This is a genomic window from Marinobacter sp. LV10R520-4, from assembly GCF_002563815.1.
Lineage (GTDB): Bacteria > Pseudomonadota > Gammaproteobacteria > Pseudomonadales > Oleiphilaceae > Marinobacter.
Window position 1 is genome coordinate 3410165 of record NZ_PDJM01000001.1, and the last position, 26582, is coordinate 3436746.

The window sequence follows — 26582 nt, forward strand, 5'->3', positions numbered from 1 at the left end:
CAATCATGAGTGCAGTAAACGCAAGCCAGGCAACGGATGTCCTAAGCCAGTATCAGCTGAAACAGCAGTCGGCAAGCGGCAAAGGTGAGCTGGGCAAAAATGAATTCATGGAGCTGATGCTGGCCCAGCTGAAGAATCAGAACCCGCTGGAACCGCAAGACAACGGCGAATTTATTTCCCAGTTGGCGCAATTCAGTTCGCTGGAAGAAATGCAGAAGTTGTCTGGCAACGTAGACAGCGTGATCGGTGAATTCCGTTCTACCCAGGCCCTGCAGGCCTCTGCCATGGTTGGCAAAACCGTGTTGGTGTCGTCGGACTTAGCGATGCTGGGTGCCAGCGGCGAGGTTAACGGAAACGTTGATGTGCCTGCCTCAACCGGCGGCGTACAGGTGTCGATATTGAACGGTTCGGGGGAGTTGGTGCGGCAGATGGATTTGGGTGGCAAGTCCGCCGGTCCTGCCAAGTTCACCTGGGACGGTAAAGACGGCAACGGCAGTGCTTTGCCGCAAGGCTCTTATTACGCAGTAGCTTCCGGGGCCTACCCTGGTGGTTCGCAGCAGCTGGGCACCATGATGAGCGCAAACGTCGACAGCGTATCTTTGGGTAAAGGCGGCTCTATTTCTCTGAATCTTGCGGGCATGGGGTCTATTGACCTGTCGCAAGTTCAACAAATTAATTAATACCGGCGTCAGCAGGGGTGAATCATGGCATTTAACACAGGATTAAGCGGCCTCCGGGCGGCGGCGGTAGACTTGGACGTAACCGGCAATAACATTGCAAACGCCAGTACAGTGGGTTTTAAAGGCAGCCGCGTGCAGTTTGGGGATTTGTACGCCAATGGTTTTTTAAGTTCTGGCAGCGCCCCGGTTGGCGACGGGGTTAGTGTGCAAAGCGTTCAACAGTCGTTTGGCCAGGGCAACATCAGCTTTACGGATAGTGGACTAGACCTTGCTATCGACGGCGACGGCTTTTTTGTATTGAACAATGGCGGCGAGCTGCGATATTCCCGCGCTGGCCAGTTCGGTACTGACAAAGACGGTTTTGTGGTGAACAACCAGAATATGCGGGTGCAAGGCTTTGTTGCAGACGCCGCCGGTAACCTGTCGGGCGTTCGTGACGATTTGCAAATAGCGAGCGATAACCTGGCGCCGCAGCGCACCACCAACCTGCGTACCGACCTCAATCTGGATGCGCGGGAACAAGTGCTCACGGCAACGCCGCCTAATCCTTTCGACCCGTTAGATCCGACGACTTACAATCACGTTACAGCAACCAACATCTTCGACAGCTTGGGGAATCCCCATGAGGTCACGCAGTTTTATACTAAACAAGCTCCAGCAGGGGGTTCTCAGAGCAATTGGTTGTTACACCTGCAGGTAGATGGCGAAGCAGTGGGCGGTGCAGCTGGGTCTACAACGACACCGCCTAATTACGTGCCGTATGAATTGGTGTTTGACCAAAATGGAAATCTGGCCACTGCTAATAGCAATGCAAATGGCGTAATTTCAATCGATAACTGGGTGCCAAAAGATAAGGATTTAAACGCAAATGGAGCGGCGTCTGGGGCCGGCGCGACGTTTGACCTGAATTTGGGTAGCGCCACTCAATATGGCGCCAGCTTCGGTGTCAATGATCAACGCCAAGATGGTTATACCACCGGCCGGCTGTCGGGGCTGGATGTGTCGCAGGAAGGCGTGATTTTTGCCCGCTATACCAATGGCCAGTCGAAATCCCTGGGGCAGGTAGCGTTGGCCAGCTTTTCGAATGCCAACGGGCTGTCACCGTCTGGTGATACAAGCTGGGTAGAAACCTTCGACTCTGGCCAGGCGGTTATCGGTAGGCCCGATACCGGAACCCTGGGGGCGATTCAGTCCAGCTCGGTTGAAGAATCCAACGTAGACCTGTCTGCGGAACTGGTGAACCTGATTATTGCCCAGCGTAACTATCAGGCCAATGCCAAAACCATTGAAACCTCGGATGCGGTCACCCAGACCATCATCAACCTGAGGTAAGCCATCGAGCGCCCGCCAGGGTGCTTTTAACAGAACCGGGCCAGATAAGGCCCGGTTCTGTTTACTCCTGAGCTTTTCTTATTTCGTTGCCACTAAAACTGGCACGACTCCTGCTTTAAGACTGATAACAGTCAAATATCCGGCAGGAGCCTTCCCCATGGACAAAGCCCTTTATATCGGAATGTCCGGTGCCAAGCAGAACATGCTGGCCCAGCGCGCCCACGCCAACAACCTGGCCAACGTGACCACCACCGGTTTTAAAAAAGATTTCGCCCAGGCCCGCAGTATGCCGGTGTTTGGCGAGCATCACCCTACACGCGCCTACGCGATGACGGAACGCCCGGGTACCGATTTGTCTTCGGGCGCACTGATGGAAACCGGGCGCAAGCTGGATGTGGCGATGGAAGGCGACAGCTGGCTGGCGGTGCAAAACAACCTGGGTGAAGAAGTGTTCACTCGCAGTGGCTCCTTGCAGATAGATGTAAATGGCCTGCTGCGATTGGCTAACGGTGAAATGGTGCTGGGCAATGGTGGTCCGGTGGCTTTGCCGCCTTTTGATAACGTTGAGATTGGTGCCGACGGCACCGTGTCTATCGTTCCGGTGGGTGGCCCGCCCGATCAGTTGGTGGAGGTGGACCGGCTCAAGCTGGTAACGCCGCCGCCACAGGCACTGGAAAAAGGCCCGGATGGCTTTATACGTCGCAAGCCCGATCAGGCGGTTGGTGGTAATGAACCAGCCGATGCCAACGCCCGAGTTTCCAGTGGCTTTCTGGAAAGCTCCAACGTAAACGCGGTGGCAGAAATGATTTCCAATCTGCAGCTTTCACGGCAGTACGAAATGCAGGTAAAAGTAATGAGCACCGCCAAAGAAAATTCTGAAGCAGCGGCACGGCTATTGCAGAACCTTTAATAGCACGGGTATCAAAACTTGAAACAACACGCCGGCGGGCGGGAAAGCGGCAAGAATTCGCCGCCATCCACAACAGCCTGACGGTAGGGAGCGATAAAAATGCATCCAGCATTATGGGTCAGTAAAACCGGGTTGAGCGCGCAGGACACCAACATGTCCACCATCTCTAACAACCTGGCGAACGTGAACACCACCGGTTTCAAGCGCGACCGCGCGGTGTTTCAGGATCTTCTGTATCAGGTGAAACGCCAACCCGGTGGCCTGAACACACAGAACACCGAATTACCTTCCGGGTTGCAATTAGGTACCGGTGTGCGTGTTGTGGGTACCGCCAAACAGTTTACACAGGGCAACTTGCAGATAACCGAGCAGCCCCTGGACATGGCGATTAACGGCCGCGGCTTTATGCAAGTGCAAATGCCAGACGGCCAAACCGCCTATACCCGCGACGGTCAATTTCAGCTCAATTCCGATGGCGATGTGGTGAATCCTAGCGGTTACGCCCTGGAGCCCAACATCAACATTCCGGACAACGCCACTAATGTGACCATCGGTCGCGATGGCACGGTGACCGCAGTCACCGACGATCAGGCTGCTCCCATCAACCTGGGCCAGATCACCTTGGTGGATTTTATCAACCCCCAGGGCTTGCAGGCTATTGGTAACAACCTGTTCAAGGAAACCAATGCCAGTGGCGACCCGGCCGAAGGTGAGGCGGGCCTGGCCGGGCTGGGCACGCTGGAGCAGGGTTCTATTGAGTCTTCCAACGTGGAAGTGGTGGAAGAGCTGGTGAATATGATTACCACCCAGCGCGCCTACGAAATGAACTCGAAAGTGGTATCGACTGTTGATCAGATGCTGCAGTTCATCACCAACAATATTGGTTAACGCCGGTTGTTGCCGGCCAGAGGTTTCGCTATGACAGCTAACACCGTTTTTTTACAGTTCCGCCGCAGCGCCAGCGTTGCCATGGTTCTAGTGCTGGCGGTGCTTCAGGGTTGCGCTGCCATGAGCCGGCCCCGCGCCATGCCGGATGACCCGGAATACGCTCCGGTGCGGGCCCAGGCGATGATGCAGCGCGATCTCGAAACCGGTTCTATTTACCAGGTTAGCCGCAATTACAATTTTTACGGCGACACAGTGGCGCTCAACGTGGGCGATGTGCTTACGGTGACCTTGAACGAGTCTACCCGCGCCAGTAAAAACGCGGAAACCAGTATCTCGAAAGACAGTGACATCAGCCTGACCGAGCCCAACATATTTGGTAGAAACCAGCTGGGGCTGGCAACGGCTATCGAGCAACAGCGAGATTTTCAGGGTGCCGCCGAGGCCGATCAAAGCAACAGCCTGGCCGGCAGCATTACCGTGACCGTCACCGAAGTACTGCCTAACGGCGTGTTGCGCATTCGTGGCGAGAAGTGGCTGTCGCTGACCAATGGCGAAGAATACATTCGCCTGACAGGTTTGGTGCGGCCCCAGGATATCAAGCCGGACAACACTCTGGCGTCTAACCGCATTGCCGATGCCCGCATTGCTTACGGTGGCACCGGTGACTTTGACCAAGCCAACCAGATGGGCTGGATGGGGCGTTTCTTCAACAGCGAATGGTGGCCTCTGTGAACCTTTCCAAAGTGATTCTGTGTAAAACGAATGTGCGCAAATGTTTGGCAATAGCGTTAATGGCGTTAATGGTGGCGTCGCCGGTGATGGCTGACAGGCTTAAGGATTTGGCTCGCATTAAAGGCGTACGTGACAACCAACTGGTGGGTTATGGCCTGGTGGTTGGCTTGGCCGGCACCGGCGACAAAGCGCCATTTACCAACCAGACCTTCCGTAACATGATGAACCAGTTTGGCGTCACTCTGCCGGAAGGCGTTGATCCAAAGCTGGCGAACGTCGCTGCGGTTACGGTGAACGCCACCATTCCGGCGTTTGCCAAGCCCGGTCAGAAGATCGATATTACCGTGTCGTCTATTGGCAACGCCAAAAGCTTGCGCGGCGGCATTCTGCTGATGACCACGCTGAAAGGCGCTGATGGCAACGTGTATGCGCTTGCGCAAGGTAGCCTGATTGTTAGTGGTTTTGGCGCTGAAGGGCTGGACGGCTCGCGTATTACCGTTAACATTCCCAGCGCCGGCCGCATCCCCAACGGCGCCACCGTCGAGCGCGAAGTGGCTTCGCCGTTTAACCGGGGCGATACCATTACGTTTAATCTGTTGCGCTCAGACTTCACCACCGCCCGTCGGGTTGTTGAAGCCATCAACGGCAACCTGGGTCCGGATATGGCTTACGCTCACGACGCCACCTCTGTTTCTGTGCGGGCCCCGCGGGATGCTTCCCAGCGAGTCAGCTTTCTGTCGATTCTGGAAAATATTGAAGTGAATCCGGCTGAAGCCGCCGCCAAGGTGGTGATCAACAGCCGCACCGGCACCATTGTGGTGGGCCAAAATGTGAAGGTCAGCGCGGCCGCGGTTACACATGGCAGCCTGACGGTGATTATTCAGGAAAACCCCAATGTTGTGCAGCCTAATCCGTTAGCGGCTGGCAACACCGAAGTGGTGCAAGACTCTCAGATTACGGTGACCGAAGACCCGGCTCGCATGTTCAAGTTTGGCCCTGCGGTCACCTTGAACGAGATAGTTCAGGCGGTAAACCAGGTGGGTGCGGCTCCGGGTGACGTAATGGCGGTACTGACAGCGTTAAAACAGGCCGGTGCACTGCGCGCCGAGCTGATTATTATTTAGAGCAGCAGGGGCAGATCGATGCAGGACTATCGGATTCAACAGGCCAATGTCTACACCGACTTCGAAGGCCTGAACGCGCTGAAAACCCAGGCCCGTACCGACAAAGAGTCGGCACTGCGGGAAGTGGCGCGGCAATTTGAAAGCCTGTTTCTGGCGGAAATGCTCAAGTCTATGCGCAAAGCCGGTGATGTGATGGCGGAAGGCAACTACCTGAACACCAACGAAAGCAAGGCGTATCGGGATATGTTCGACAACCAGATAAGCCTGTCGATGTCTGGCAATCAGGGCACCGGCCTGGCGGACGCTTTGGTGCGCCAGCTCAGCCCGCAAGTACCCGGTATGAGATCTGACGGTAGCCCGCTGGCCGACCAAAAAGCGACGTTGGCCGATTACGATCGCAGTGTGCCGCCTTTGTCACCACGGTTGCCAGCGGAAGTTAAGAGTGTGCAACAGCTAGCGGAAGCCTTGCCGGTTATGGCTGATAGCTCCCAAGGCGACGCGCCATTGCCCGCGCGCTTTGAATCTCCGGAACAGTTCGTGCAGACCCTGCTGCCCATGGCGCAACGCATAGCCAAAGACAGCGGCATTAACCCACGGTTTATGGTGGCCCAGGCTGCGCTTGAAACCGGTTGGGGCAAACACATGATTGAAGGTAAGGGCGACAGTCCCAGCTATAACCTGTTTGGCATAAAGGCCGATCAGCGTTGGCAGGGTGATTCGGTTGCTATTACCACCACGGAGTTCCGCGAAGGCGTGCCGATGAAAGAGCAGGCGGAGTTCCGTGCCTATGCTGATTACGAGGCCAGTTTGCGGGACTACGTCGATTTTCTGGAATCTAATCCACGCTATCGGGACGTGTTGGCCGTGGCGGATAAACCAGCCCAGTTTGCTGAAAAACTGCAGCAGGCTGGTTACGCCACCGATCCGAATTACGCTGAGAAAATTCGCAGCATCATGAACCGTGATTCTCTGATGACGGTTTCCATGGGCCGAGCTGAGGCCGGGGAGTAAACGCAATGGCAGGATTACTGGGCATTGGTTTAAGCGGCATACTCGGGAACCAGGCTGCGCTGAACACCACCGCTAATAACATCACCAACGCCAACACACCGGGTTATAGCCGCCAGGACGTGCAGTTTGGTGCTCAGACACCGCAGCGTACCGGCGCCGGCAGTATTGGCACCGGCGTCAATGTGGAAAACATTCGCCGCCTGGCAAATGAATACCTGACGCAGCAAATCCGTGAGGATTCCAGCCTGGAGGGCGAGCAAAGAACCCTGAACAACGAGCTAAGCCGCCTGGATAACCTGCTGGGCGGCGAGTCTACGGGCCTCAGCAAAGCCTTGAACAATTTTTTCGCCAGTTTGCAGAACGCCGCTGAAGACCCTACTTCATTGCCCCAGCGCCAGCTCGTATTGAGTGAAGGCCAGCAAGTGGTAAACCGCTTTTCTGCGCTCAATGAAAAGTTCATTCAGCAGCGCGAATCGGTCAAAACCCAGATGCAGCAGGGCGCTAAAGACGCCAACGCGCTGATTGCCAGTATTGCCGATCTTAATTCGGCGATATCCCAATCCCCCGGCCTTGCCCAGGGCCGAATGCCCAACGATCTTCTGGATCAGCGTGATGAAAAACTGCGCCAGCTGTCCGAACTGGTCAGTATAAAAGTCAGCCCAACCGAAGGCGAGCAGGTGAATGTCACCCTGAACAACGGCCAAGGCCTGGTTATAGGCAACATCGCTGCAGAACTGGGCACTCGGCCCAGTGCCTCTGACCCCTTAATGCTGGAGTTTACGCTGGGCACCAGTGGCCGGGTTGTGAACGTCGACAGCCAGATTAACGGTGGAAAGCTGGGCGGCCTGCGCCACTTTCAGCAGCAGGCGTTAGCGCCGGCATTTGACGAGCTTGGCCGTATTGCCATTGCGCTGGCCGATACCATGAACAGCCAGCACCAGATTGGTATGGACTTAGAAGGCGAATTGGGGGGGCTTTTTTTTAAGGACTTTAATAGTGAGGCTTTTCAGGATAGTCGGGTAGTTCCTAACGACAACAATTCAGGCAGTGCCCAACTGGCAGTGAGGATCAGCGATAGTTCAAAGTTGGCTGCCGGCACTTGGAGTCTGAAAATTGACGCAACCAACTACCAACTGATTAATGATCGGACTGGCGCTAGCGAAGAGGAAGAGTTGCCGATCCCTAGTAAAATCGAAATGCCTGGATTTACGATCCTTTATGACACGGGTACTTTTGCAACGGGTGATAGCTTTCAAATTCAGCCCACGCGCAACGGCGCCGCCGATATTGCCATGCAGGTTCGGCGCGAAGAAGATTTGGCGTTTGCTAGCCCGATTCGCGCTGAAGGCGGTCCAGGCAATAAAGGTACCGGAGTCATTAGCCAGGGCACCATGCTGCCGCTTCGTGATCCGATTGCCAATGAGCCGTCACCGGATTTTCCTGGCTTGGATGAGTTAGCAAACGAGCCTCTGGTTGTGGAGTTTTCAAAGAACGATGACGGTAAGCTGCTTTACACCGTTAGTCGCAAATACGACGATGACACCTCTGACGATGACACCTCTGATGATTACAGTACTTTTTTTAAACCTGGCCAAGGCCTGTTTAGTGACAATCCGTCAGACGGGGATGCTTATCAAAGCTTTCAGTTTAACGTGACTGGGCAGCCTGTGGCTGGTGACAGCTTCGAAATTCAGTTCAACAAAAACGGCGTATCTGACAACCGCAACGCCGAGTTTCTGGCGTCATTCGGCACAAAAAACACACTGAACAATGGCAGCCAGAGTTTCGCCGAAGGCTACGCCGGGCTAGTGGAAAATGTGGGCGTGCAAACCCGCCAGAGCCAGCTGGATCTGGAGGCGGGAAAAACCCTGCTGGAGCAGTCATTCAATCAGCGCGAGTCTGTTTCCGGGGTGAATCTGGATCAGGAAGCCGGCAAACTCATTCAGTACCAGGCCGCTTACAACGCGTCGGCCAAGGTGATTACTGTTGCACAGGACCTGTTCAACACATTGCTGCAAACCTTCCGCTAAAACGGGCAAGGTTCAAAAAGGTAATGCGAGATGATTAGAATATCTTCACAACAAATCTTTTCCGGCGGTATCAACCGGCTGCAGGATCTGAGCGCGCAGCTGAACAAAACCGATGAGCAGATTGCCACCAATAAGCGCGTTAACCGGCCGTCAGACGACCCGGTCGCGGCGGCACGTATTCTGAAGCTGGATCAGGAAGTGAGTCGCATCGAAACCTACGAGCGTAACGCGCAACTGGCCAACAACCGGCTGAGCCAGGAAGAGAACGCCATCTCAAGCTCCCTGGACATTCTGCAGAGCATGCGTGAGTTGACGGTGCAGGCCGGTAACGGCTCGCTGTCGGCAAACGATCGCCTGTCTATCAGCTCGGAAATGAAAGAACGCCTGCAGCAGATGGCGCAAATGGCCAATACCCAGGACGCCTCAGGCGAATATATTTTTAGCGGTTTTCAAGGCGGCTCACCGGCCTTCGCTAACGAAGGTAACGGCTGGACGTATAAGGGCGACGAAGGTCAGCGCATGCTGGAGATTGACGACGGTGTAACCGTAGCTATTAGCGATCACGGTAAGGGTATTTTTGACCGTATTCCTGCGGCGGCTAGTGCAACCACGACGTCGGTTTCTGGACGTATAAACGGCCTGAGCGTAATTAATCAGTCAGACTTACAGGCGGGGGGTGTCTCGACTCTGGCATTTACTGTCACCGCTGCTGGCGAGCTGACATACACTGATGATAACGGCTCCCAGATCGTCACTTTTGATCCCGATAAGCTCGTTTCCGGTGAGCCTATTACCGCGACTGTGAACGGAGTGCAATTCACCCTGACAGACGCAGCAGCAGATGACGTATTCACCATCGAAACCAGCGCAAAGCAATCAGTCTTCAAAACCATAGAAAACCTGATCAGCGGCCTGGATAATCTGAGCAAAAGCGATGGCGCGGGTTCAGACGCTTACAACGACTTGATTGCCGGCTCCTTGTCCAACTTGGATAACGCTCAGGAAAGTTTTATTTTAAAACAGACCGAATTGGGTGGGCGGATGAATTCGGTGGAATCCACCCAGGCATTTCTGGAAGATTCCGCACTCTACAGCAAAGAGATCCGCTCCCAGCTGCAAGACCTTGATTACGCAGAGGCCATCAGTAGGTTGAGCTTTCAGAGCTTTGTATTGCAGGCGGCACAACAATCGTTTGCACGGGTATCTCAGCTGTCATTGTTTGACCGTTTGTAAATTATTGCCAGGATAGGGAAATTGTTCTGCTTTTGTTATTGATTTCAGGCTCAGCGTCAGTATAATTGCCCCTCTTCTGATGGCGGCGTGGTGGAATTGGTAGACACGACGGATTCAAAATCCGTTGCTAGTAATAGTGTGGCGGTTCGAGTCCGCCCGCCGCTACCATATATTTATAAGCCGCACCCTGCGGTTTCGTGCATAGTCCTTTTCATGAATGTCTCCGATTTCCGTTTTGACTTACCGGATGAGCTGATTGCCCGCTATCCGTTGAGTGAACGCTCTGCTTCCCGTCTATTTTGCCTTGATGGCCTTTCTGGCGATATCAATCATCGCCGTTTCACAGACCTACCCGATCTTTTGCAGTCTGGCGATTTGCTGGTGTTCAACAACACCAAGGTGATTCCTGCGCGCCTGTTCGGAAAAAAAGAAACCGGCGGCGCGGTAGAAATTCTGGTGGAGCGCATTACCGGCGAGCAGCAGATGCTGGCCCACGTGCGCGCGTCCAAATCCCCCAAGCCCGGGCAGCAGGTATTGTTGGAAGACGGCACTGCGTTGAACGTTATCGCCCGCGCCGATGCCTTGTTCGAGTTGCAGGCTGACGGCAGCGAATCACTGCTGGATATTCTTGATCGTCTGGGCCATATGCCCCTGCCACCTTATATTGACCGTGCGGATGAAGCGTCTGACCGGGAGCGTTACCAAACCGTTTATGCCCGCGAGGCCGGTGCGGTTGCCGCGCCAACCGCGGGCCTTCATTTTGATGAAGCGCTGTTGCAAAAACTCGCAGCGATGGGCGTAGACTCTACGTTTGTGACCCTGCATGTGGGTGCCGGCACCTTTCAGCCGGTGCGGGTAGACAAACTGGAAGATCACGTAATGCATCATGAACTGGTGCATGTGCGCCAGGACACGGTAGATGCGGTGGCCCGTACCCGCGCCCGTGGCGGCCGCGTGATTGCCGTGGGAACCACCTCTGTGCGCTCGCTGGAATCAGCCAGTCGCCATGGCGCCCTGCGCCCGTTTACTGGCGACACTGACATATTTATTTACCCCGGTTACAGCTTCCAGGCCGTAGACGCACTGATTACCAATTTCCATTTACCCGAATCTACGCTGATCATGCTGGTCAGTGCCTTTGCCGGTTACGAAAACGTGATGGGCGCTTATAAAGAAGCCGTGCGCGAAGGTTATCGTTTCTTCAGCTATGGCGACGCCATGTTCATTACCGGACAAGTGCCCAGCCGTGGCATGCTGCAGCATTCTGCAACGGAGCCGCAGGGCGGCCCCGAAACACAAGAATTTCACGGAGAAACCCGGTGACTGACACCTGTTTCATGAGTTTTGAAAAACTGGGTGAAGACGGCCGTGCGCGCCGTGGCCGCCTGACCTTTCCCCGCGGTGTGGTGGAAACGCCGGCGTTTATGCCTGTTGGTACTTACGGCACAGTGAAAGGCATGTTGCCCCGTGATATCAAGGAAATTGGCGCCCACATCATTTTGGGTAATACCTTTCACCTGATGCTGCGCCCGGGCACCGAAGTGATCAAAGCCCACGGCGACCTGCACGATTTTACCCAGTGGCAGGGGCCGATTCTGACCGATTCCGGCGGCTTCCAGGTGTTTAGCTTGGGTGAAACCAGCAAAATTACCGAGCAGGGCGTGATTTTCCGCTCGCCGGTGGATGGCTCGCCGGTGGAATTGAACCCGGAAATTGCGATGCAGGTTCAGCGCGACCTGGGTTCTGACATTGTGATGATTTTTGACGAATGCACGCCTTACCCGGCCACCGAAAAAGAAGCCAAAGATTCCATGGAGTTGTCTTTGCGCTGGGCGGCCCGCAGCAAGAATGCCCATGAGGGCAATCGGGCGGCGCTGTTCGGCATTGTGCAGGGCGGAATGTACGAAAGCCTACGCAAGCAGTCCTTGGACGGCCTGACCAACATCGGTTTTGACGGTTACGCCATTGGCGGGCTGTCGGTGGGCGAGCCCAAAGAGGACATGATTCGTATTCTGGACGACTTGCCACCAAAAATGCCGGCGGACAAGCCCCGTTACCTGATGGGCGTAGGCCGCCCTGAGGATATAGTAGAGGCAGTGCGTCGCGGTGTGGATATGTTTGATTGCGTAATGCCTACCCGCAACGCCCGTAACGGGTATCTGTTTACCGCTACCGGCACTGTTAAGATCCGCAACGCCAAAAACCGCCACGACACCGCGCCACTGGATGACAGCTGTGACTGTTACACCTGCCAGAACTTTTCCAGAAGTTATCTGCATCATCTGGATAAGTGTGGAGAAATGCTCGCTTCGCAGCTGAACACCATTCACAATTTACGCTATTACCAGAACCTGATGAGTGGATTGCGTGGGGCCATTGAAGCAGGTACATTGTGCAACTTTGTAACCGAATTCTACGCCTTGCGCGGCGCAACCGTGCCCGAGCTTAGCGGCGCCTGAAGCTTTTATTCACACTTTACTATTCAATTAACGGAGAAAATGCATGAAATCGATCAAATTACTCGTTGCCGCACTGCTGGCACTGGCTCCCACGCTAGCAATGGCGCAGGACGCAGCCGGCGGTAGCATGGGCGTTATAGGGCAGGTTATCTTTTTTGCCGGCTTTATTTTGATTTTTTACTTCCTTATCTGGCGTCCGCAGTCCAAGCGCGCGAAAGAGCACAAGTCATTGATGTCTGGCCTGAACAAAGGCGACGAAGTGGTTACCTCTGGCGGCATGGTCGGCAAGATCACCAAAGTGTCTGACGACTTTATTGTTCTGGAAGTGGCCGACAACGTTTCAGTTCGTATCCAAAAAGTAGCGGTTTCCGGTGCTTTGCCAAAAGGCTCGTTGAAAGATATCTGAGCCGCGCCAACGGACGTTCAGCCGGGCTTTTTAGCCCGGTTGGTTCTATCTGGCTGAAACACCACGGTCGGCGCCAGCCCGGCTTATAGGAACCCCATGCTTAACAAGTATCCGCTCTGGAAAAACCTCATTATTCTGGTTGCTCTGGCAATCGGCTTTATATACGCACTCCCGAATTTGTTCCCGGATGATTTTGCCGTTCAGGTTACCGGTGCCCGCAGCAGTACCGAAGTCGATGCACGCGTTTTAGAGCGTGCGGTGCAGGCTCTGGAAGCCCAAGGTATCGAAGTAAAAAGCAGCAGTTTGCAGGATCGTGACGCGCTTATTCGGGTAACCAGCGGCGAAGATCAGCTTCAGGCCCGCCCTGCAGTGCAAGCGGTACTGGGTAATGACTATCTGGTTGCGCTGAACATGGCTGCTTCTACTCCCGGCTGGCTACGCAGCTTGGGCGCCGGCCCAATGAAGCTGGGCTTGGATTTGCGCGGCGGTGTTCACTTCCTGCTGGAAGTGGATATGGAAACCGCTGTGAACCAGCGCCTGGAAGCGTTGGCCGGACAAATCAAACGTGAACTGCGCGAGGAGCGCATTCGCTACCGCGGTGGTGAGCTAGAGGGAGATATCGAAGGCGAACGGGAAATTATTCTAAGCTTTCGTGATGACGAATCCCGCGCCGAAGCCTTCACCCTGATTCGCCGCCAGTACTTGCAGTTTATGATGGACCAGCGCACCCGTGGCGACGAGCGCTTGATTGCGCTAACCCTGTCGGAAGCCGAAGTGCGCTCCATTCAGGAATACGCCCTGGAGCAGAACCTGACCACCATCCGTAACCGGGTGAACGAATTGGGTGTGGCCGAGCCGCTGGTGCAGCGCCAGGGCTCCAGTCGCATCATCGTTGAATTGCCGGGTGTTCAGGATACCGCGCAAGCCAAACGCGTATTGGGCGCCACCGCGAATCTGGAATTCCGGATGGAAGCTCGGCCAGACACGCCAGCCGGCAGTGTCGAAACTTATGGTTTTCGCGATACGCCCCAGCGTACCGCTCGCTTAGAGCGTGAGCTCATTGCCACAGGTAATAACGTAGCCAATGCCCAGCAGCAGTTTGATGAGAACGGCCAGCCACAAGTCAGCATTACAATGGACTCTGTGGGCGGCGATTTGATGAACCGTGCCACTCGCAACGCCGTTGGCCGGCGTATGGCGGTGCTGTTTATTGAGTTCCGCACCGAAACCGAAGACCGTATGGTTGACGGCGAGGTGGTCACCGAGGAAAAGCGGGTAGTGGACAAAGGCATCATCAGCCTTGCAACGGTGCAGTCTGCACTGGGTGCGAGCTTCCGCATTACCGGCCTGGACTCGATTCCGGAAGCGTCGGAACTGGCACTGCTGCTGCGCGCCGGTGCATTGGCCGCGCCCATGTACTTTGTACAGGAACGAACCATTGGCCCTAGCCTGGGTCAGAAAAATATTGATGCCGGTATGATGTCGGTATTGCTGGGCTTTGTGCTCGTGCTGATTTACATGGCGCTTTACTATCGCGGTTTCGGGCTTGTTGCCAACGTATCGCTAACCCTGAACCTGATGTTGCTGATTGCCTGCATGTCGATTCTGTCGGCTACGCTGACGTTGCCGGGTATCGCCGGTATCGTTCTAACGGTGGGTATGGCCGTAGACGCCAACGTATTGATATTTGAACGCATAAAGGAAGAGCTGAAAGCCGGCACTGCGCCTCAGCTGGCCATAAATTCCGGTTATTCGCGGGCTTTTGTATCCATTTTTGATGCAAACATTACAACCTTGCTGGTGGCGCTCATTCTGTTCGCTATGGGTTCCGGCCCGGTGAAAGGTTTCGCGATTACCTTAAGCCTGGGCATTATGACATCGATGTTTTCTGGCCTGATGGTCAGCCGCAGTATCGTCAATGTGGTTTATGGTGGCCGCAGGGTCGAAAAACTTTCGATCGGAGGGAAGCAGGCTAATGCATGACGCTCAGATAAAACCGTTTGATTTTATGGGTTTTCGGAAGATTGCTTCAATACTCTCGATTGCTCTGGTGGTGCTTTCTATCGGTTTGCTGGGAGTGCGCGGGCTGAACTTCGGTATGGATTTCACCGGTGGCACATCGGTGGAATTTGAATACCAGCAAGCGCCAGTTCTGGCTGAGATACGCACAGCGTTGAGTGACGCTGGCTATGACCAGTTTGTGGTACAGAATTTCGGTTCTGACACAACGGTGCTGGTGCGGCTGTCAGAGTCGGGTAACGATATGCTGGCCCAGGAGATCACTAGCACTTTAACCGCTGGTGGTGCTGATCTGAAACTGATCAGTTCGGAGTTTATCGGCTCCCAAGTGGGTGAAGAACTGAAAGAGGACAGCGGTTTGGGCATGCTGATTGCCCTGGTGGTGGTGCTGATTTACGTTGGCATGCGCTTTCAGTTCAAATTCGGTATTGCTGCCGTGGTTCCCCTGGCCCACGACGTCATCATTGTATTGGGTATATTCTCGCTGTTTCAGTGGACCTTTGACCTTACGGTCCTGGCCGCCCTGTTGGCCATCATCGGCTACTCGCTGAACGACACAATTGTGGTGGCCGACCGTATCCGGGAAAACTTCCGCACCATGCGGGTAGGGGACTCATGGGAGGTTATCAACACCTCAATTCACCAGACCATCAGCCGTACCATCAATACTTCTGGTACCACACTGGTGGTGCTGATTGCGCTTTACGTGTTCGGCGGTGAGGCGATCAACGGATTTGCTTTGGCGCTGATTATCGGCGTGGTGGTGGGTACTTACTCGTCTATCTACGTATCGGCGAACCTGTTGATTGCGCTCGGCGTGTCTCGCGAAGACCTGATTCTTCCGGTGAAAGAAGGCGTTGTCGGCCAGGATGAAGACGAGAAACCGCCGGAATGGTTGGACCGTATGTAGCTCTTTTGACAGGGGCTGTAGACGGACACTGCCGATAAACCCTGTTGGTTTGTCGGCAGTGGGTTCGCAAGCATAAAAAAACCGCCAGTCCCTCGGGATTGGCGGTTTTTTTATGCTTGCTTTGCTAACAGGGCAAGTGCAGTTTAGCGGGGCAAGCGGCCGCGGAACGGATGCAGTTCCTTCAGCAGTTCACGAAACAGCTTGGGGTTAGCCACAATCAACTGCTTGGCATTACTGGCCGACGGGTTGCCAGAGAAGTCCCCGGTCAGGGCGCCTGATTCCATCGCCAGGGCAACACCCAGGTCCATTTCGGCGCCTTCCGGACGAAAGGCAATCACTGCGTCCAGATGGCCGGCTGATACCCGTGCGATATCCAGCACCACACATCCGGATGTACGGAAAATGCGTGAGTTGGTCGCTAGAACCGTGGCCATTTCGCCCCACAGTTGCGGGTTGTCGTCTTTACGGGCCTGGTCCAGAACGTTGGTAGCCAGCGCCGAGCTGGTTAGTTGGCGCACTTCTGATACCCGCACCCGGCGGCTGTTCAGTGCGGCGCCGTGGCCACGGCTGGCTGAGTATTCTTCACCGGTGATTGGGTTAACAATCAGTAGGCTCTCAATCCGGTTGTTCTTTTTCTGGGCCAGTGCCAGAACAAATTCCGGAATACCCCGCAGAAAATTGTCGCGACCCAGAACCGGAAAGATGTGCCAGCTTTTGTCATAGGTGCCGGCATCTGCCTGGTTCAGGGGGGCAATGTGGTGGTCTTTGTAGGCTTTTTCGAGCTGCTCTACGAAATTATCGTAAATGGCCTGTTCGACGCGGTCCAGCTGATGCTCTCGCTCGCTGCTGTCTTTGTCGCTGGGTTCCTGGCGCTCGAAATGTGCTTTGAGGTAGTCCGACCCCTGGCGCGCAACGCGCAGGGCCATTTTAATCGCTGGTTGCATCTGAGTGATCAACATCCGGGTGTATTAAGGTTGATTATTATATCAGTCGGTGTGCGCTTTGTCTGTTTTTAGACTCCGCATAAGCGCGGATAATGGCCATTGAACACACGGGTTGCCCGCTGGTTTTCGTGATTTATCAACGTAGTCGCGAAATACCCCATCCAATTGACTCAAGTGGAGCGGGAGCGACTTCTCTAACATTTGGGTGGGGATGGATAGCGTGACCTCGACAGAGGTCTTGTCTTAGCAGAAACGCTGTGGTTATATACAGTATGACCGAGTTCACCAAAACCCTCAAAGTCCGAGTTCGGGACAAACACGCTAATGTGCTGCGCTGTCAGGCCGCGGCTGTTAACCGTGTGTGGAATTTTGTGAATGAACTCAGTCATCGCAGCATTCGGGAGAGAGGACAGTTTCTGTCGGCCTTCGATCTTCATCCTTATACCAAGGGTGCCGGCAAGCTTCTAGGCCTTCACAGCCAAACACTTCAGGTCGTTGCCCAGGAATACGTCACACGCCGCAAGCAGTTCCGAAAATCCAAACTCGCGTGGCGTAAAACCCACGGGGTTCGCCGGTCGCTCGGCTGGGTGCCAGTGAACACCGGCGCCGCGGTTTGGAGCAACGGGCAGGTTCGGTTCCACGGTCAGCATTATCGGGTCTGGGACAGTTACGGTTTGTCTCAGTACAAATTCCGCTCTGGCTGCTTTTCTGAGGACGCCCGAGGTCGGTGGTATTTCTGCGTGGTTGTCTCGGTAAAACCCGATCGCCGGTGCGGTACCGGCAGCGTGGGTTTGGATCTCGGCCTGAAGACCACGGCCACGCCCAGTTCCGGCGAGCCGCTACAAGCGGGTCGCTTTTATCGAGATCAGGAAGAAAAGCTGGCGGTAGCCCAGCGGGCGAGAAACAAGCAGCGGGTGAAGGCGATTCACGCCAAGATTCGCAATCGGCGGCACGATGCCTTGCACAAATTCAGTCGTGAGCTGGTCAATAACAACGGCCTGATCGTTGTCGGCAATGTGTCCAGCTCCGGCCTAGCAAAAACCACTATGGCCAAGTCGGTGCTCGACGCTGGCTGGTCCACATTGAAAACCCTGTTGTTATACAAATGCGAGAGCGCAGGCGGGATTTTTCTGGAAGTTGATGAACGGTACACCACCCAGACTTGCTCGTGTTGTGGCTCTTTGAGCCCCAACAGTCCGAAAGGTAGAGCAGGCCTTAGAATAAGAGAATGGACCTGTGAGTGCGGTGTCACTCACAACCGCGATTCCAATGCGGCCAGGAACATTCTCGCGCTTGGGCATAAGCGTCTAGAGGTAGGAATCCCCTTCCAAAAAGCCGGTTAGGCGGTTTGGTGGAGGAGGATGTCAACTGTTATTATTGCCGCCTAATTTTGCTAACAGGCCGTTATCATGCACAAACCGTCCCGCCCGCTGGGCTCACCTGACACCTACAACGACCGAATCCGTATTGTTCTGGTGGAAACCTCCCACTCTGGCAACATTGGTGCGGTAGCGCGAGCCATGAAAAATATGGGATTGGGAAATCTGTGGATGGTGAACCCACGATCGTTCCCGGACGAAACCTCGTACGCGAGGGCCGCCGGGGCATCGGATGTTCTGGACACCGCAACCGTGGTGGGCAGTCTTGACGAGGCACTGGCGGATTGCGTGTTGGTGATGGGCACCAGCGCTCGCGGGCGCAAGGTGCCCTGGCCAGTCATGCCGCCGGACCAGGCCGCAACTGCGGCAGCCAGCCATTGCGGCCAGGGCACAGTGGCGCTGGTGTTTGGTCGGGAGAATCATGGCTTGAGCAACGACGAACTGCAACGTTGTCACTATCATATTCATATTCCGTCCAATCCGGATTACAGCTCATTGAATCTGGCGATGGCTGTTCAGGTTATGTGTTATGAATTGCGCATGAGTTATCTGAAAGGGCTTGAAGCCGATGCCCGGCGGCCCTATTTAGAGCCAATTGCGCAGCCTGGTGACCCCGGGTGGGACGTAGCTCCTGCCAGTGTTGGCGATGTTGAAGGCTTTTTTGGCCATTTACAGCAGGTGCTGGAAGAAATTGATTTTCATCGCCGGGACAAGCCGCGCCAACTGATGGCGCGTCTGCGCAGGTTGTTCCAGCGGGCGAAAATGGACCGAATGGAAGTTAATATCCTAAGAGGCGTTTTGTCGGCCGTTCAAAAAACGGCAGGCGCTTCGGCAACCGAGCAATCAACCTCCAGTACCGGGCCACAAGCGCCGGAGCAGGACCAGGGCAAACGTCATGTTTAGACAATTACGAGAAGATATCAGCAGTGTGTTCCGCCGTGATCCCGCTGCGCGTAATACCTTTGAGGTTCTGACCAACTACCCGGGCCTGCACGCACTCTTACTGCACCGGGTGGCACACTGGTTATGGGGAGTGGGCCTGAAGTGGCTGGCTCGCACTCTGTCTACGCTTACGCGCTGGCTTACGGGTATTGAGATTCATCCCGGTGCCACCATTGGTCGACGCTTCTTCATTGACCATGGTATGGGTGTGGTGATTGGTGAAACTACGGTCATCGGTGACGATGTTACGTTGTATCAAGGCGTTACCCTGGGCGGTACCAGCTGGAACAAGGGTAAGCGCCATCCCACCATTGGTGACGGGGTGGTCGTAGGCGCCGGAGCCAAAATATTGGGGCCATTTGAAGTAGGCGCGGGCGCCAAAGTGGGCTCCAACTCGGTGGTCACAAAAGCGGTGCCAGCTGGCGCAACCGTTGTTGGCATACCGGGCCGCGTGATCGAAAAAGACAAAGACGAGCAAAGCTCGCGGCGCCGGGAAATGGAAGAGCGCATGGGCTTTGACGCCTATGGCGTGACCGAAGAAATGCCAGACCCACTGGCGCGGGCAATGCGTTCGCTGCTCGACCACATGCACGCAGTGGACGACCGCATGGAAATAATGTGCAAAGCCTTGCGCAAGGTAAGCGCCGACTATCCGAACGGCGATTTGCCGGTGCTGTCAGAGGACGATTTTGATTGCCTGCGCGATACCGACAGCGACGCCTCGCGCAAAAAAAACCGCGAAGACGCAAAAGTGGTTGCAGCGGCTGCGGTCGAGCCGATCACCAAAGCGGATGCTATAGACAGTGCGAAGGAGAGTGTGAAAGAGAGTACCAAAGAGAGTACTGAAAAGGGTGCACAAAAGGGTGCTGAAGAGAACGCTTCAAAGATTTCCGAAGACGGCGGCGGGAAGAATGCAAGCGAGCCCACAAGGGATAGTGGCTGAATACTTGACTGAATTAGTAGGTCAATTCATACTCGTGTTTGCGAATAGAGGTCAATTTCCATCGCGGGGCGGAGTTTATGAAGTTGACAACAAAAGGCCGGTACGCGGTAACCGCTATGCTGGACCTTGCACTGCACGGTGACCATGGGCCGGTTACGCTTGCTGATATATCAGCCCGCCAGGAAATCTCCCTGTCGTACCTGGAACAGCTATTTTCGCGGCTGCGACGCAGGCACTTGGTGGCCAGCATCCGTGGCCCGGGCGGTGGCTATCGCCTGAGCCGCGGTGCTGATGTCATTTTTATATCAGAGGTGGTAGACGCTGTCAGCGAGTCACTTGATACCACACGATGTGGTAATAAGGGCGATTGTCAGAGCGGCGAGAAATGCCTGACTCACCACCTGTGGTCTGACCTCAGCGAGCAGATTTTTCAGTTTCTGGATAACATTAGCCTGAATGACTTGATGAAAAAACGTGAAATCCGCCAAGTGGCGGACCGCCAGAATCTGCGCCAGAGCGATGCAGGTTTTGAAACGATTAACACCCGGCTGCTGAGCGAACAGGCGCCGGTTTAAGTCTGGTTTCTAACGCCATGAAAAAACCCGTTTACTTAGATTATGCGGCCACTACGCCCGCAGATATTGCTGTTGCCGAAGAAATGATGCGCCACCTGACATTGGATGGCGTCTTTGGTAACCCGGCCTCGCGTACCCATGGTTATGGTTGGCAGGCCGAAGCAGCAGTAGAAACTGCACGTCGCCAGGTGGCCACATTGATCAACGCCGATCCCCGCGAAATTGTATGGACCTCCGGTGCTACCGAGTCTGACAACCTGGCGATCAAGGGCGCGGTGGCCGGGCACGATGCTCCCCACATTATTACCTCTATGATTGAACACAAAGCCGTTCTGGATACTTGTGGCTGGCTGCAGGAGCAGGGTGTGAGCGTTACCTGGCTGAAGCCCGATGCTTGCGGGCGTATTCATGTTGGGCAGGTGGTCGAGGCACTCAGGCCAGAGACCGTGTTGGTGAGCCTGATGCTGGTAAACAATGAATTGGGCAGCATTAGTGACATTGCGGTTGTTGGGGCCGAACTGCGTGGCCGCGGGGTACTTTTTCACGTTGATGCAGCTCAGGCTCCCGGAAAAATACCGGTGGATGTAAAGGCCTTGAGTGCTGATTTGCTGTCACTGTCGGCGCATAAGGTTTATGGCCCCAAAGGGATAGGCGCGCTTTACGTGCGCCGCTCGCCAGACGTGCGTATTCAAGCGCAGATTCACGGTGGCGGTCACGAGCGCGGTATGCGCTCTGGCACCCTTCCGGCCCATCAAATTGTGGGTATGGGTAAAGCGTTTGAGTTGGCCGCAGACAGCCTTGCCGCCGACAGTGCCAGGCTGGAGCAGTTGCGTGGGCATTTTCTGGGGGCGCTGGCCGAGCTTGAAGGGGTTTCCCTTAACGGGAGTCTCAATAGCCGTCTCAACGGCGATAAAGCCGGTGATGACCCCAGCTTGCGAGTGCCCGGTATTATCAATTTGTCGTTTGCGGGCATTGATGCAGAAACCCTGATGTTGGGCCTGCGTGAATTGGCGGTGTCTTCCGGTTCGGCCTGTACATCGGCAACCCTGGAGCCGTCTTATGTATTGCGCGGTATCGGGCTAAACGATAAGCAGGCTCAGTGTGCGCTGCGGTTTTCATTTGGCCGGTATACTAGCGGCGAGGAAGTGGATTTCGCGGCGGCACACATTATTGATGTTGTTGGCCGGCTGCGGTCTGCGCGGTAGGCACCGGCCCCGTGACTGCGTATAATTGCAGGCTCGTTTTTTATCTAACCTCTAATGGAGAATCACAATGGCGAATGAACGCACTCTGTCGATCATCAAGCCTGATGCCGTTGCAAAAAATGTAATCGGCAAAATCATCAGCCGTTTTGAAAATGCGGAGCTGCATGTTGTTGCAGCAAAAATGATGCACCTGAGCCAGGATCAGGCTGAAGGCTTTTACGCCGAGCACAAAGAACGTCCGTTCTTTAACGATCTGGTCGCGTTTATGACGTCTGGCCCGGTGGTTGTTCAGGCTTTGGAAGGCGAAGGCGCCATTTTGAAAAACCGTGACCTGATGGGTGCTACTAATCCAAAAGAAGCGGAAGCTGGCACTATTCGTGCCGACTTTGCATCGTCTATTGATGCTAACGCGGTTCACGGCTCCGACTCGGCGGCTTCCGCAGAGCGCGAAATTGCTTATTTTTTCAATGATAACGAAGTCTGCCCGCGCGGCTGATTTTGTTCACCGGGGGCGGTGTTGCTGCCCCCGGATTGGTTATTTGATCGAGGTTATACAATGACAGCACCCGCTGAAAAAACAAATCTTCTGGGAATGCCCAAAGCCAAGCTTGAGGCCTATTTTGAATCCCTGGGGGAAAAACGTTTTCGCGCTACCCAGGTGCTGCAATGGATTCACCAGCGTGGTGTGGGTGACTTCGATGAAATGACCAATATGAGCAAGCCCCTGCGGGACAAGCTTAAGCTGATCGCCGAAGTACGTGGCCCGGAAGTGGTCTATGACGAAGTGGCCAAAGACGGCACCCGTAAATGGGTAATGCGCATGGACAACGGCAACAACGTAGAAACCGTGCTGATACCTGACGGTGAACGTGGCACTCTGTGCGTGTCATCACAGATTGGTTGCAGTCTGGATTGCAGTTTTTGTTCAACGGGTAAGAGAGGCTTCAACCGTAACCTGACCTCTGCCGAGATTATTGGGCAGGTGTGGGCTGCGCGCAAAACGTTCATGCCCTATGCTCCGGGCCCAGATCGTCCGATTACCAACGTGGTGATGATGGGCATGGGCGAGCCCTTGTTGAACTTCGACAACGTCGTAGACGCCATGAATCTGATGATGGAAGATCTGGCCTACGGCATTTCCAAGCGCCGGGTAACCCTGAGCACGTCGGGCGTAGTTCCGGCGATCGACAAGCTGGGTGAGGTTACCGATGTTTCATTGGCTATTTCTTTGCACGCCGCAAATGATGAGTTGCGTAACCAGTTAGTACCTATCAATAAAAAGTACCCAATAGCAGAGTTGCTGGCAGCTACCCGCCGTTATCTAAGTCGCCTGCCAGACAAGCGCAAGGCAACGATTGAATACACTGTGATTGCAGGTGTGAACGATCATGTCGATCAAGCGCGAGAACTGGCCGAGGTTCTGCGTGGTTTGCCGTGTAAGATCAACCTGATACCATTCAATCCGTTCCCGGAAAGTGGCTATGAACGCCCGAGTATGAATGCCACCCGGCGATTCCAGGCGGTGTTGAACGAGGAAGGATATATTGCGACTGTACGCATGCCCCGTGGCGATGACATAGACGCTGCTTGTGGTCAGCTGGTGGGCAAGGTGGAAGACCGAACCCGCCGCAGCGCTCGCTATATTGCGGTGCAGCAGGTTTCAGCGTAAATACCCGGCTGTGGATGCGGCAGGCTTTCTCCAATAGCAGCTTCAGGATGAGTTCACGGCTATGGTAAATCAGTTTGTCAGTGCCCGTTTTATGATGTCGCTGATGCTGGCGACGGTGTTGTTGTTTTCGGGCTGTGTAACCACCACTGACAGCCGCTTTGCCCGCGAAGCCGATCGCCAGAAAGCGCTGACGGATTACGTTCAGCTGGCATCAGCGTATATTGGCCAGGGAAATTTTGAGCGAGCCCGTCATCACTTGGACCGTGCTCTGGAAATTGATTCGAATAATTCGCCGGCGTTAGCCGCCAAAGGCCTTATTTTCGCCAACGAGGGCGAACCTGAGCTGGCTGAAAGCAATTTCAGACGCGCAATCTCCGCCGATTCAAAAAATACCCGCGCCAATGTTTATTATGGCGCGTTTTTGTATGGCCAGAGCCGAATGGAACAGGCGCGCGACCAGTTTGCCAAGGCTTCTGGCGATACCGGTTATCCGGACCGGGGCTCCGTTTTTTTCAACCTCGGGATGACTCAGGAGCAGCTGGATGATTTTCCAGCTGCGATCAGCAGCTACCGCCGCGCCACCGAGTTAGCACGCAGTGATCCCAAAACATTGCTGGCCTTATCACGCGTGCTGTTAGAAACCGGTGATGTGACAGCATCCGACTACTATTACAGCCGGCTGTTAACCATAATGCAGCGCAGCGCCCGCCTGCAGCACTCCTCTGAAAGCCTGCTGGTGGGGGTTCGTATTGCGCGCCTTCTGGACAAACGTGACCAAGAGGCCAGTTTAGCGTTAATGTTGCGGAACAATTTCCCCGAATCGGCAGAACTCCGGCAATATAAGGTACTGATGTCTAATGGCCAATGAAGAGAATAAAACTGCCCCTGGCAATCGGCCGGTGGGCCCACAGTTAAAACAGGCCCGTGAGGCGAAAGGGCTTAGCGTAGCCGAAGTAGCCGATGCCCAGCATCTTCGTCCGGCCATTATCCAGGCCATCGAAAATGGCAAGTACGAGCTGATTGATACAGAGCTCTTTCTGAAAGGCTACATACGCGCCTACGCGCGCCAGGTAGGCCTGGATGGCAACGCCCTGATTGCCGACCTTAATCATGAACTGGAACCCAGGCGTCAGGAGCAGGCGCAAGCGAAAGCTGCGAATCCGCTGGTTGATATAGAACGCCGGCGGCGAAAAAAACGCCGGGTAGCCAAAGCCGCGTTGTGGCTGTTTGCCCTGGCGGTACTGGGCTTGTTGGTGTTTTCGTTTATTTACAATCCTTCGCAGCTGGCTAGTTTGACAGGCGCTGGGGCATTGACCGGTGACAGTGCCCCAGCGGTGGCGTTAGAGAGCGATTCAAACGATGCTGTAAGCAGTACCGCAAATGGCTTAACAACACAGTCTGAGCAAGATAACCTTTTACCAAACGAAACGAGTGATGGCGACCTATCAGCTTCGCCCACGAACGAAGAAGGCGCGCTAGAGCCGCTGACAGCGACAGGCACAGGCTCTTTTTCTGACGGCGCGGTGTCTTCGCTGGCGCAGGCAGCAGCCAATTCGGCCGTCATCAGCGACAATGATCGTTCGACGACAGACACGGAACAGGCTCTTCAGGTTGCAGACAACCGCGGCCGGTTGGAAATTGAATTTATTGATGATTGCTGGATTCAGGTTCGAGATGCTAATGGCAGAAGCCTGGCCAGCGGTCTGAAGCGCCAGAGCGACCGAATTGATTTGCGCGCTGAAAGCGATATTCGCCTGGTAATAGGTGCCGCTAATGCAATCGGGGTCATGCGCTTTGAAGGCGCCCCGGTTGACCTTGGCAGCAAAGGCGTCGTTGGTAATCGCGCCGAGTTTGTTTTGGCCTTGAATGAATAGCACAACGTAAACGCCGATACTTTTGGTTTTCACAGATGGGTTTTCACAGATGGGTTCTCGCAAATGAAGCATGAATCTCCGATTAAAAGACGTAAATCCCGCCAGATCATGGTGGGCAATGTGCCAGTGGGTGGCGACGCGCCGATTGCCGTCCAGAGTATGACGAACACCGAAACCTGCGACGTGGAAGCAACGCTGGGGCAGATACAGGCCCTTCAAGACGCCGGTGCCGATATTGTCCGCGTGTCTGTGCCGTCAATGGAAGCCGCAGAAGCGTTTGGTCGTATTCGCGCCCGCGCGGGTGTTCCGCTGGTTGCCGACATTCATTTCGATTACAAAATCGCGTTACGGGTGGCCGAACTGGGCGTTGACTGTATTCGTATCAACCCCGGTAACATCGGCCGGGAAGATCGTGTTAGCGCGGTCATCAGTGCCTGCCGCGACCGTAATATTCCAATTCGGATCGGCGTTAACGCAGGCTCGCTGAGTAAAGAGCTGCAGCGTAAATACGGCGAACCGACAGCAGATGCGTTAGTGGAATCGGCCATGCGCAATGTCGATATTCTTGACAGGCACGACTTCCAGAATTTTAAGGTCAGCCTTAAAGCGTCCGAAGTGTTTATGACGGTAGAAGCTTACCGCAAGATTGCCACGCAGATTGACCAGCCGTTGCACCTGGGTATTACCGAAGCCGGCGGTTTCCGTTCCGGTACAGTGAAATCTTCGATTGGGCTCGGTTTGTTGCTGATGGATGGCATTGGCGACACCATCCGCGTGTCTTTGGCGGCAGACCCTGTGCAAGAAATCAAGGTGGGCTACGACATACTCAAAAGCCTGCGTTTGCGCTCCCGCGGCATTAACTTTATTGCCTGCCCCAGTTGTTCGCGGCAGAATTTCGATGTTATCCAGACCATGAACGATCTGGAAGTGCGTTTGGAAGACGTAAAGGAGGCTCTGGATGTTGCCATTATTGGTTGTATCGTGAACGGCCCAGGCGAAGCCAAAGAGGCCGATATTGGTTTGACCGGTGGCAGCCCGAAAAACCTGTTTTATATGAATGGTAAGCCTCAGCAGAAATTGGACAACGCAAATTTAACCGACGATCTTGAGCGTCTGATTCGCGAAGAAATTGCTCGCCGTCAAGAAGCCGAAAAAGCTATTTTTGCCCGTTCCTCTGAATAATATGCAACGAAGACGGTTACAGCGATCGATAACACTTATCGATAACAACAGCCACAACAGGTAGACAATGCATTGGCGCAGCGCCATTGCACAAACCACAGAGACGTTTAAGGGTTTAACTTGGCTAAGATTCAG

24 protein-coding genes, 1 tRNA gene and 1 pseudogene are annotated in these 26582 nt (G+C 54.7%); 25 read left to right on the forward strand and 1 reads right to left on the reverse strand.

Annotated elements, in window-relative coordinates:
- Positions 1-5: 5 nt before the first annotated feature.
- The 15 genes from ATG98_RS16605 (at position 6) to secF (ending at position 15734) form a co-directional block, all read left to right on the forward strand.
- On the forward strand, positions 6-680 hold the full coding sequence (locus tag ATG98_RS16605) for a flagellar hook assembly protein FlgD (protein ID WP_098423875.1): 675 nt from the start codon (positions 6-8) through the stop codon (positions 678-680).
- A gap of 24 nt (positions 681-704) precedes the next feature.
- On the forward strand, positions 705-2012 hold the full coding sequence (gene flgE / locus ATG98_RS16610; protein ID WP_098423876.1) for a flagellar hook protein FlgE: 1308 nt from the start codon (positions 705-707) through the stop codon (positions 2010-2012).
- A 157-nt stretch (positions 2013-2169) separates the two neighbouring features.
- Positions 2170-2922 carry a flagellar basal body rod protein FlgF gene (locus ATG98_RS16615; RefSeq protein ID WP_098423877.1) on the forward strand — a complete coding sequence of 251 codons (753 nt, stop codon included), beginning with the start codon at positions 2170-2172 and terminating at the stop codon, positions 2920-2922.
- 99 nt (positions 2923-3021) lie between these two features.
- Positions 3022-3810 (forward strand): flagellar basal-body rod protein FlgG, encoded by a 789-nt coding sequence (gene flgG / locus ATG98_RS16620; protein WP_098423878.1) that lies wholly within the window; start codon positions 3022-3024, stop codon positions 3808-3810.
- A gap of 30 nt (positions 3811-3840) precedes the next feature.
- Positions 3841-4542: a flagellar basal body L-ring protein FlgH gene (flgH, locus tag ATG98_RS16625; protein ID WP_098423879.1), complete on the forward strand. Its 702-nt coding sequence runs from the start codon at positions 3841-3843 to the stop codon at positions 4540-4542.
- Positions 4527-5666: a flagellar basal body P-ring protein FlgI gene (locus ATG98_RS16630; RefSeq protein ID WP_098423880.1), complete on the forward strand. Its 1140-nt coding sequence runs from the start codon at positions 4527-4529 to the stop codon at positions 5664-5666. Before flgH ends, ATG98_RS16630 begins: the two co-directional genes overlap by 16 nt.
- A gap of 18 nt (positions 5667-5684) precedes the next feature.
- Complete coding sequence (gene flgJ, locus ATG98_RS16635) at positions 5685-6677, forward strand: flagellar assembly peptidoglycan hydrolase FlgJ (RefSeq protein ID WP_098423881.1); 993 nt, start codon at positions 5685-5687, stop codon at positions 6675-6677.
- A 5-nt stretch (positions 6678-6682) separates the two neighbouring features.
- Entirely contained in the window at positions 6683-8707 is a 2025-nt protein-coding gene (gene flgK / locus ATG98_RS16640; protein ID WP_098423882.1) for a flagellar hook-associated protein FlgK, read from the forward strand.
- Positions 8708-8737: 30 nt separating this feature from the next.
- Positions 8738-9940: a flagellar hook-associated protein FlgL gene (flgL, locus tag ATG98_RS16645; RefSeq protein ID WP_098423883.1), complete on the forward strand. Its 1203-nt coding sequence runs from the start codon at positions 8738-8740 to the stop codon at positions 9938-9940.
- Between the two features lie 81 nt (positions 9941-10021).
- A tRNA-Leu gene (locus ATG98_RS16650) sits at positions 10022-10108 on the forward strand.
- A gap of 45 nt (positions 10109-10153) precedes the next feature.
- On the forward strand, positions 10154-11263 hold the full coding sequence (gene queA / locus ATG98_RS16655) for a tRNA preQ1(34) S-adenosylmethionine ribosyltransferase-isomerase QueA (RefSeq protein ID WP_098423884.1): 1110 nt from the start codon (positions 10154-10156) through the stop codon (positions 11261-11263).
- A gap of 14 nt (positions 11264-11277) precedes the next feature.
- A complete protein-coding gene (gene tgt / locus ATG98_RS16660) occupies positions 11278-12399 on the forward strand; it encodes a tRNA guanosine(34) transglycosylase Tgt (protein ID WP_098424478.1) in 1122 nt (373 codons plus the stop codon).
- Positions 12400-12442: 43 nt separating this feature from the next.
- A complete protein-coding gene (yajC, locus tag ATG98_RS16665) occupies positions 12443-12805 on the forward strand; it encodes a preprotein translocase subunit YajC (protein WP_048385177.1) in 363 nt (120 codons plus the stop codon).
- A gap of 96 nt (positions 12806-12901) precedes the next feature.
- Complete coding sequence (secD, locus tag ATG98_RS16670) at positions 12902-14788, forward strand: protein translocase subunit SecD (RefSeq protein WP_098423885.1); 1887 nt, start codon at positions 12902-12904, stop codon at positions 14786-14788.
- Positions 14781-15734 carry a protein translocase subunit SecF gene (gene secF / locus ATG98_RS16675; protein WP_098423886.1) on the forward strand — a complete coding sequence of 318 codons (954 nt, stop codon included), beginning with the start codon at positions 14781-14783 and terminating at the stop codon, positions 15732-15734. Before secD ends, secF begins: the two co-directional genes overlap by 8 nt.
- Before the next feature lie 143 nt (positions 15735-15877).
- On the opposite strand, the gene ATG98_RS16680 is transcribed toward secF, so the two are convergent.
- Positions 15878-16678 carry an inositol monophosphatase family protein gene (locus ATG98_RS16680; protein WP_098423887.1) on the reverse strand — a complete coding sequence of 267 codons (801 nt, stop codon included), beginning with the start codon at positions 16676-16678 and terminating at the stop codon, positions 15878-15880.
- Positions 16679-16950: 272 nt separating this feature from the next.
- On the opposite strand from ATG98_RS16680, the gene ATG98_RS16685 reads away from it, so the two are divergent.
- The 10 genes and pseudogenes from ATG98_RS16685 (at position 16951) to ispG (ending at position 26447) form a co-directional block, all read left to right on the forward strand.
- Positions 16951-18021, forward strand: coding sequence for an RNA-guided endonuclease InsQ/TnpB family protein (locus tag ATG98_RS16685; protein ID WP_098423888.1), 1071 nt, complete (start codon positions 16951-16953; stop codon positions 18019-18021).
- A 66-nt stretch (positions 18022-18087) separates the two neighbouring features.
- Positions 18088-18960, forward strand: a complete 873-nt coding sequence (gene trmJ, locus ATG98_RS16690; protein ID WP_098418228.1) for a tRNA (cytosine(32)/uridine(32)-2'-O)-methyltransferase TrmJ — start codon at positions 18088-18090, stop codon at positions 18958-18960.
- Positions 18953-19711, forward strand: a pseudogene (cysE, locus tag ATG98_RS16695) (serine O-acetyltransferase); the annotation flags it as partial. The gene trmJ and the pseudogene cysE, both read left to right, overlap by 8 nt.
- Positions 19712-20019: 308 nt before the next feature.
- Positions 20020-20517 carry a Fe-S cluster assembly transcriptional regulator IscR gene (iscR, locus tag ATG98_RS16700; RefSeq protein WP_098418229.1) on the forward strand — a complete coding sequence of 166 codons (498 nt, stop codon included), beginning with the start codon at positions 20020-20022 and terminating at the stop codon, positions 20515-20517.
- 17 nt (positions 20518-20534) lie between these two features.
- On the forward strand, positions 20535-21722 hold the full coding sequence (locus ATG98_RS16705) for an aminotransferase class V-fold PLP-dependent enzyme (protein ID WP_098418230.1): 1188 nt from the start codon (positions 20535-20537) through the stop codon (positions 21720-21722).
- A gap of 67 nt (positions 21723-21789) precedes the next feature.
- Positions 21790-22218: a nucleoside-diphosphate kinase gene (gene ndk, locus ATG98_RS16710; RefSeq protein ID WP_098418231.1), complete on the forward strand. Its 429-nt coding sequence runs from the start codon at positions 21790-21792 to the stop codon at positions 22216-22218.
- A 60-nt stretch (positions 22219-22278) separates the two neighbouring features.
- Positions 22279-23391: a 23S rRNA (adenine(2503)-C(2))-methyltransferase RlmN gene (gene rlmN / locus ATG98_RS16715; RefSeq protein ID WP_098418232.1), complete on the forward strand. Its 1113-nt coding sequence runs from the start codon at positions 22279-22281 to the stop codon at positions 23389-23391.
- A gap of 61 nt (positions 23392-23452) precedes the next feature.
- On the forward strand, positions 23453-24259 hold the full coding sequence (gene pilW / locus ATG98_RS16720; protein WP_098418233.1) for a type IV pilus biogenesis/stability protein PilW: 807 nt from the start codon (positions 23453-23455) through the stop codon (positions 24257-24259).
- Entirely contained in the window at positions 24249-25265 is a 1017-nt protein-coding gene (locus tag ATG98_RS16725; protein WP_098423889.1) for a RodZ domain-containing protein, read from the forward strand. The genes pilW and ATG98_RS16725 overlap by 11 nt, the downstream gene beginning before the upstream one ends.
- 63 nt (positions 25266-25328) lie before the next feature.
- A complete protein-coding gene (gene ispG, locus ATG98_RS16730) occupies positions 25329-26447 on the forward strand; it encodes a flavodoxin-dependent (E)-4-hydroxy-3-methylbut-2-enyl-diphosphate synthase (RefSeq protein WP_098423890.1) in 1119 nt (372 codons plus the stop codon).
- Positions 26448-26582: the final 135 nt, after the last annotated feature.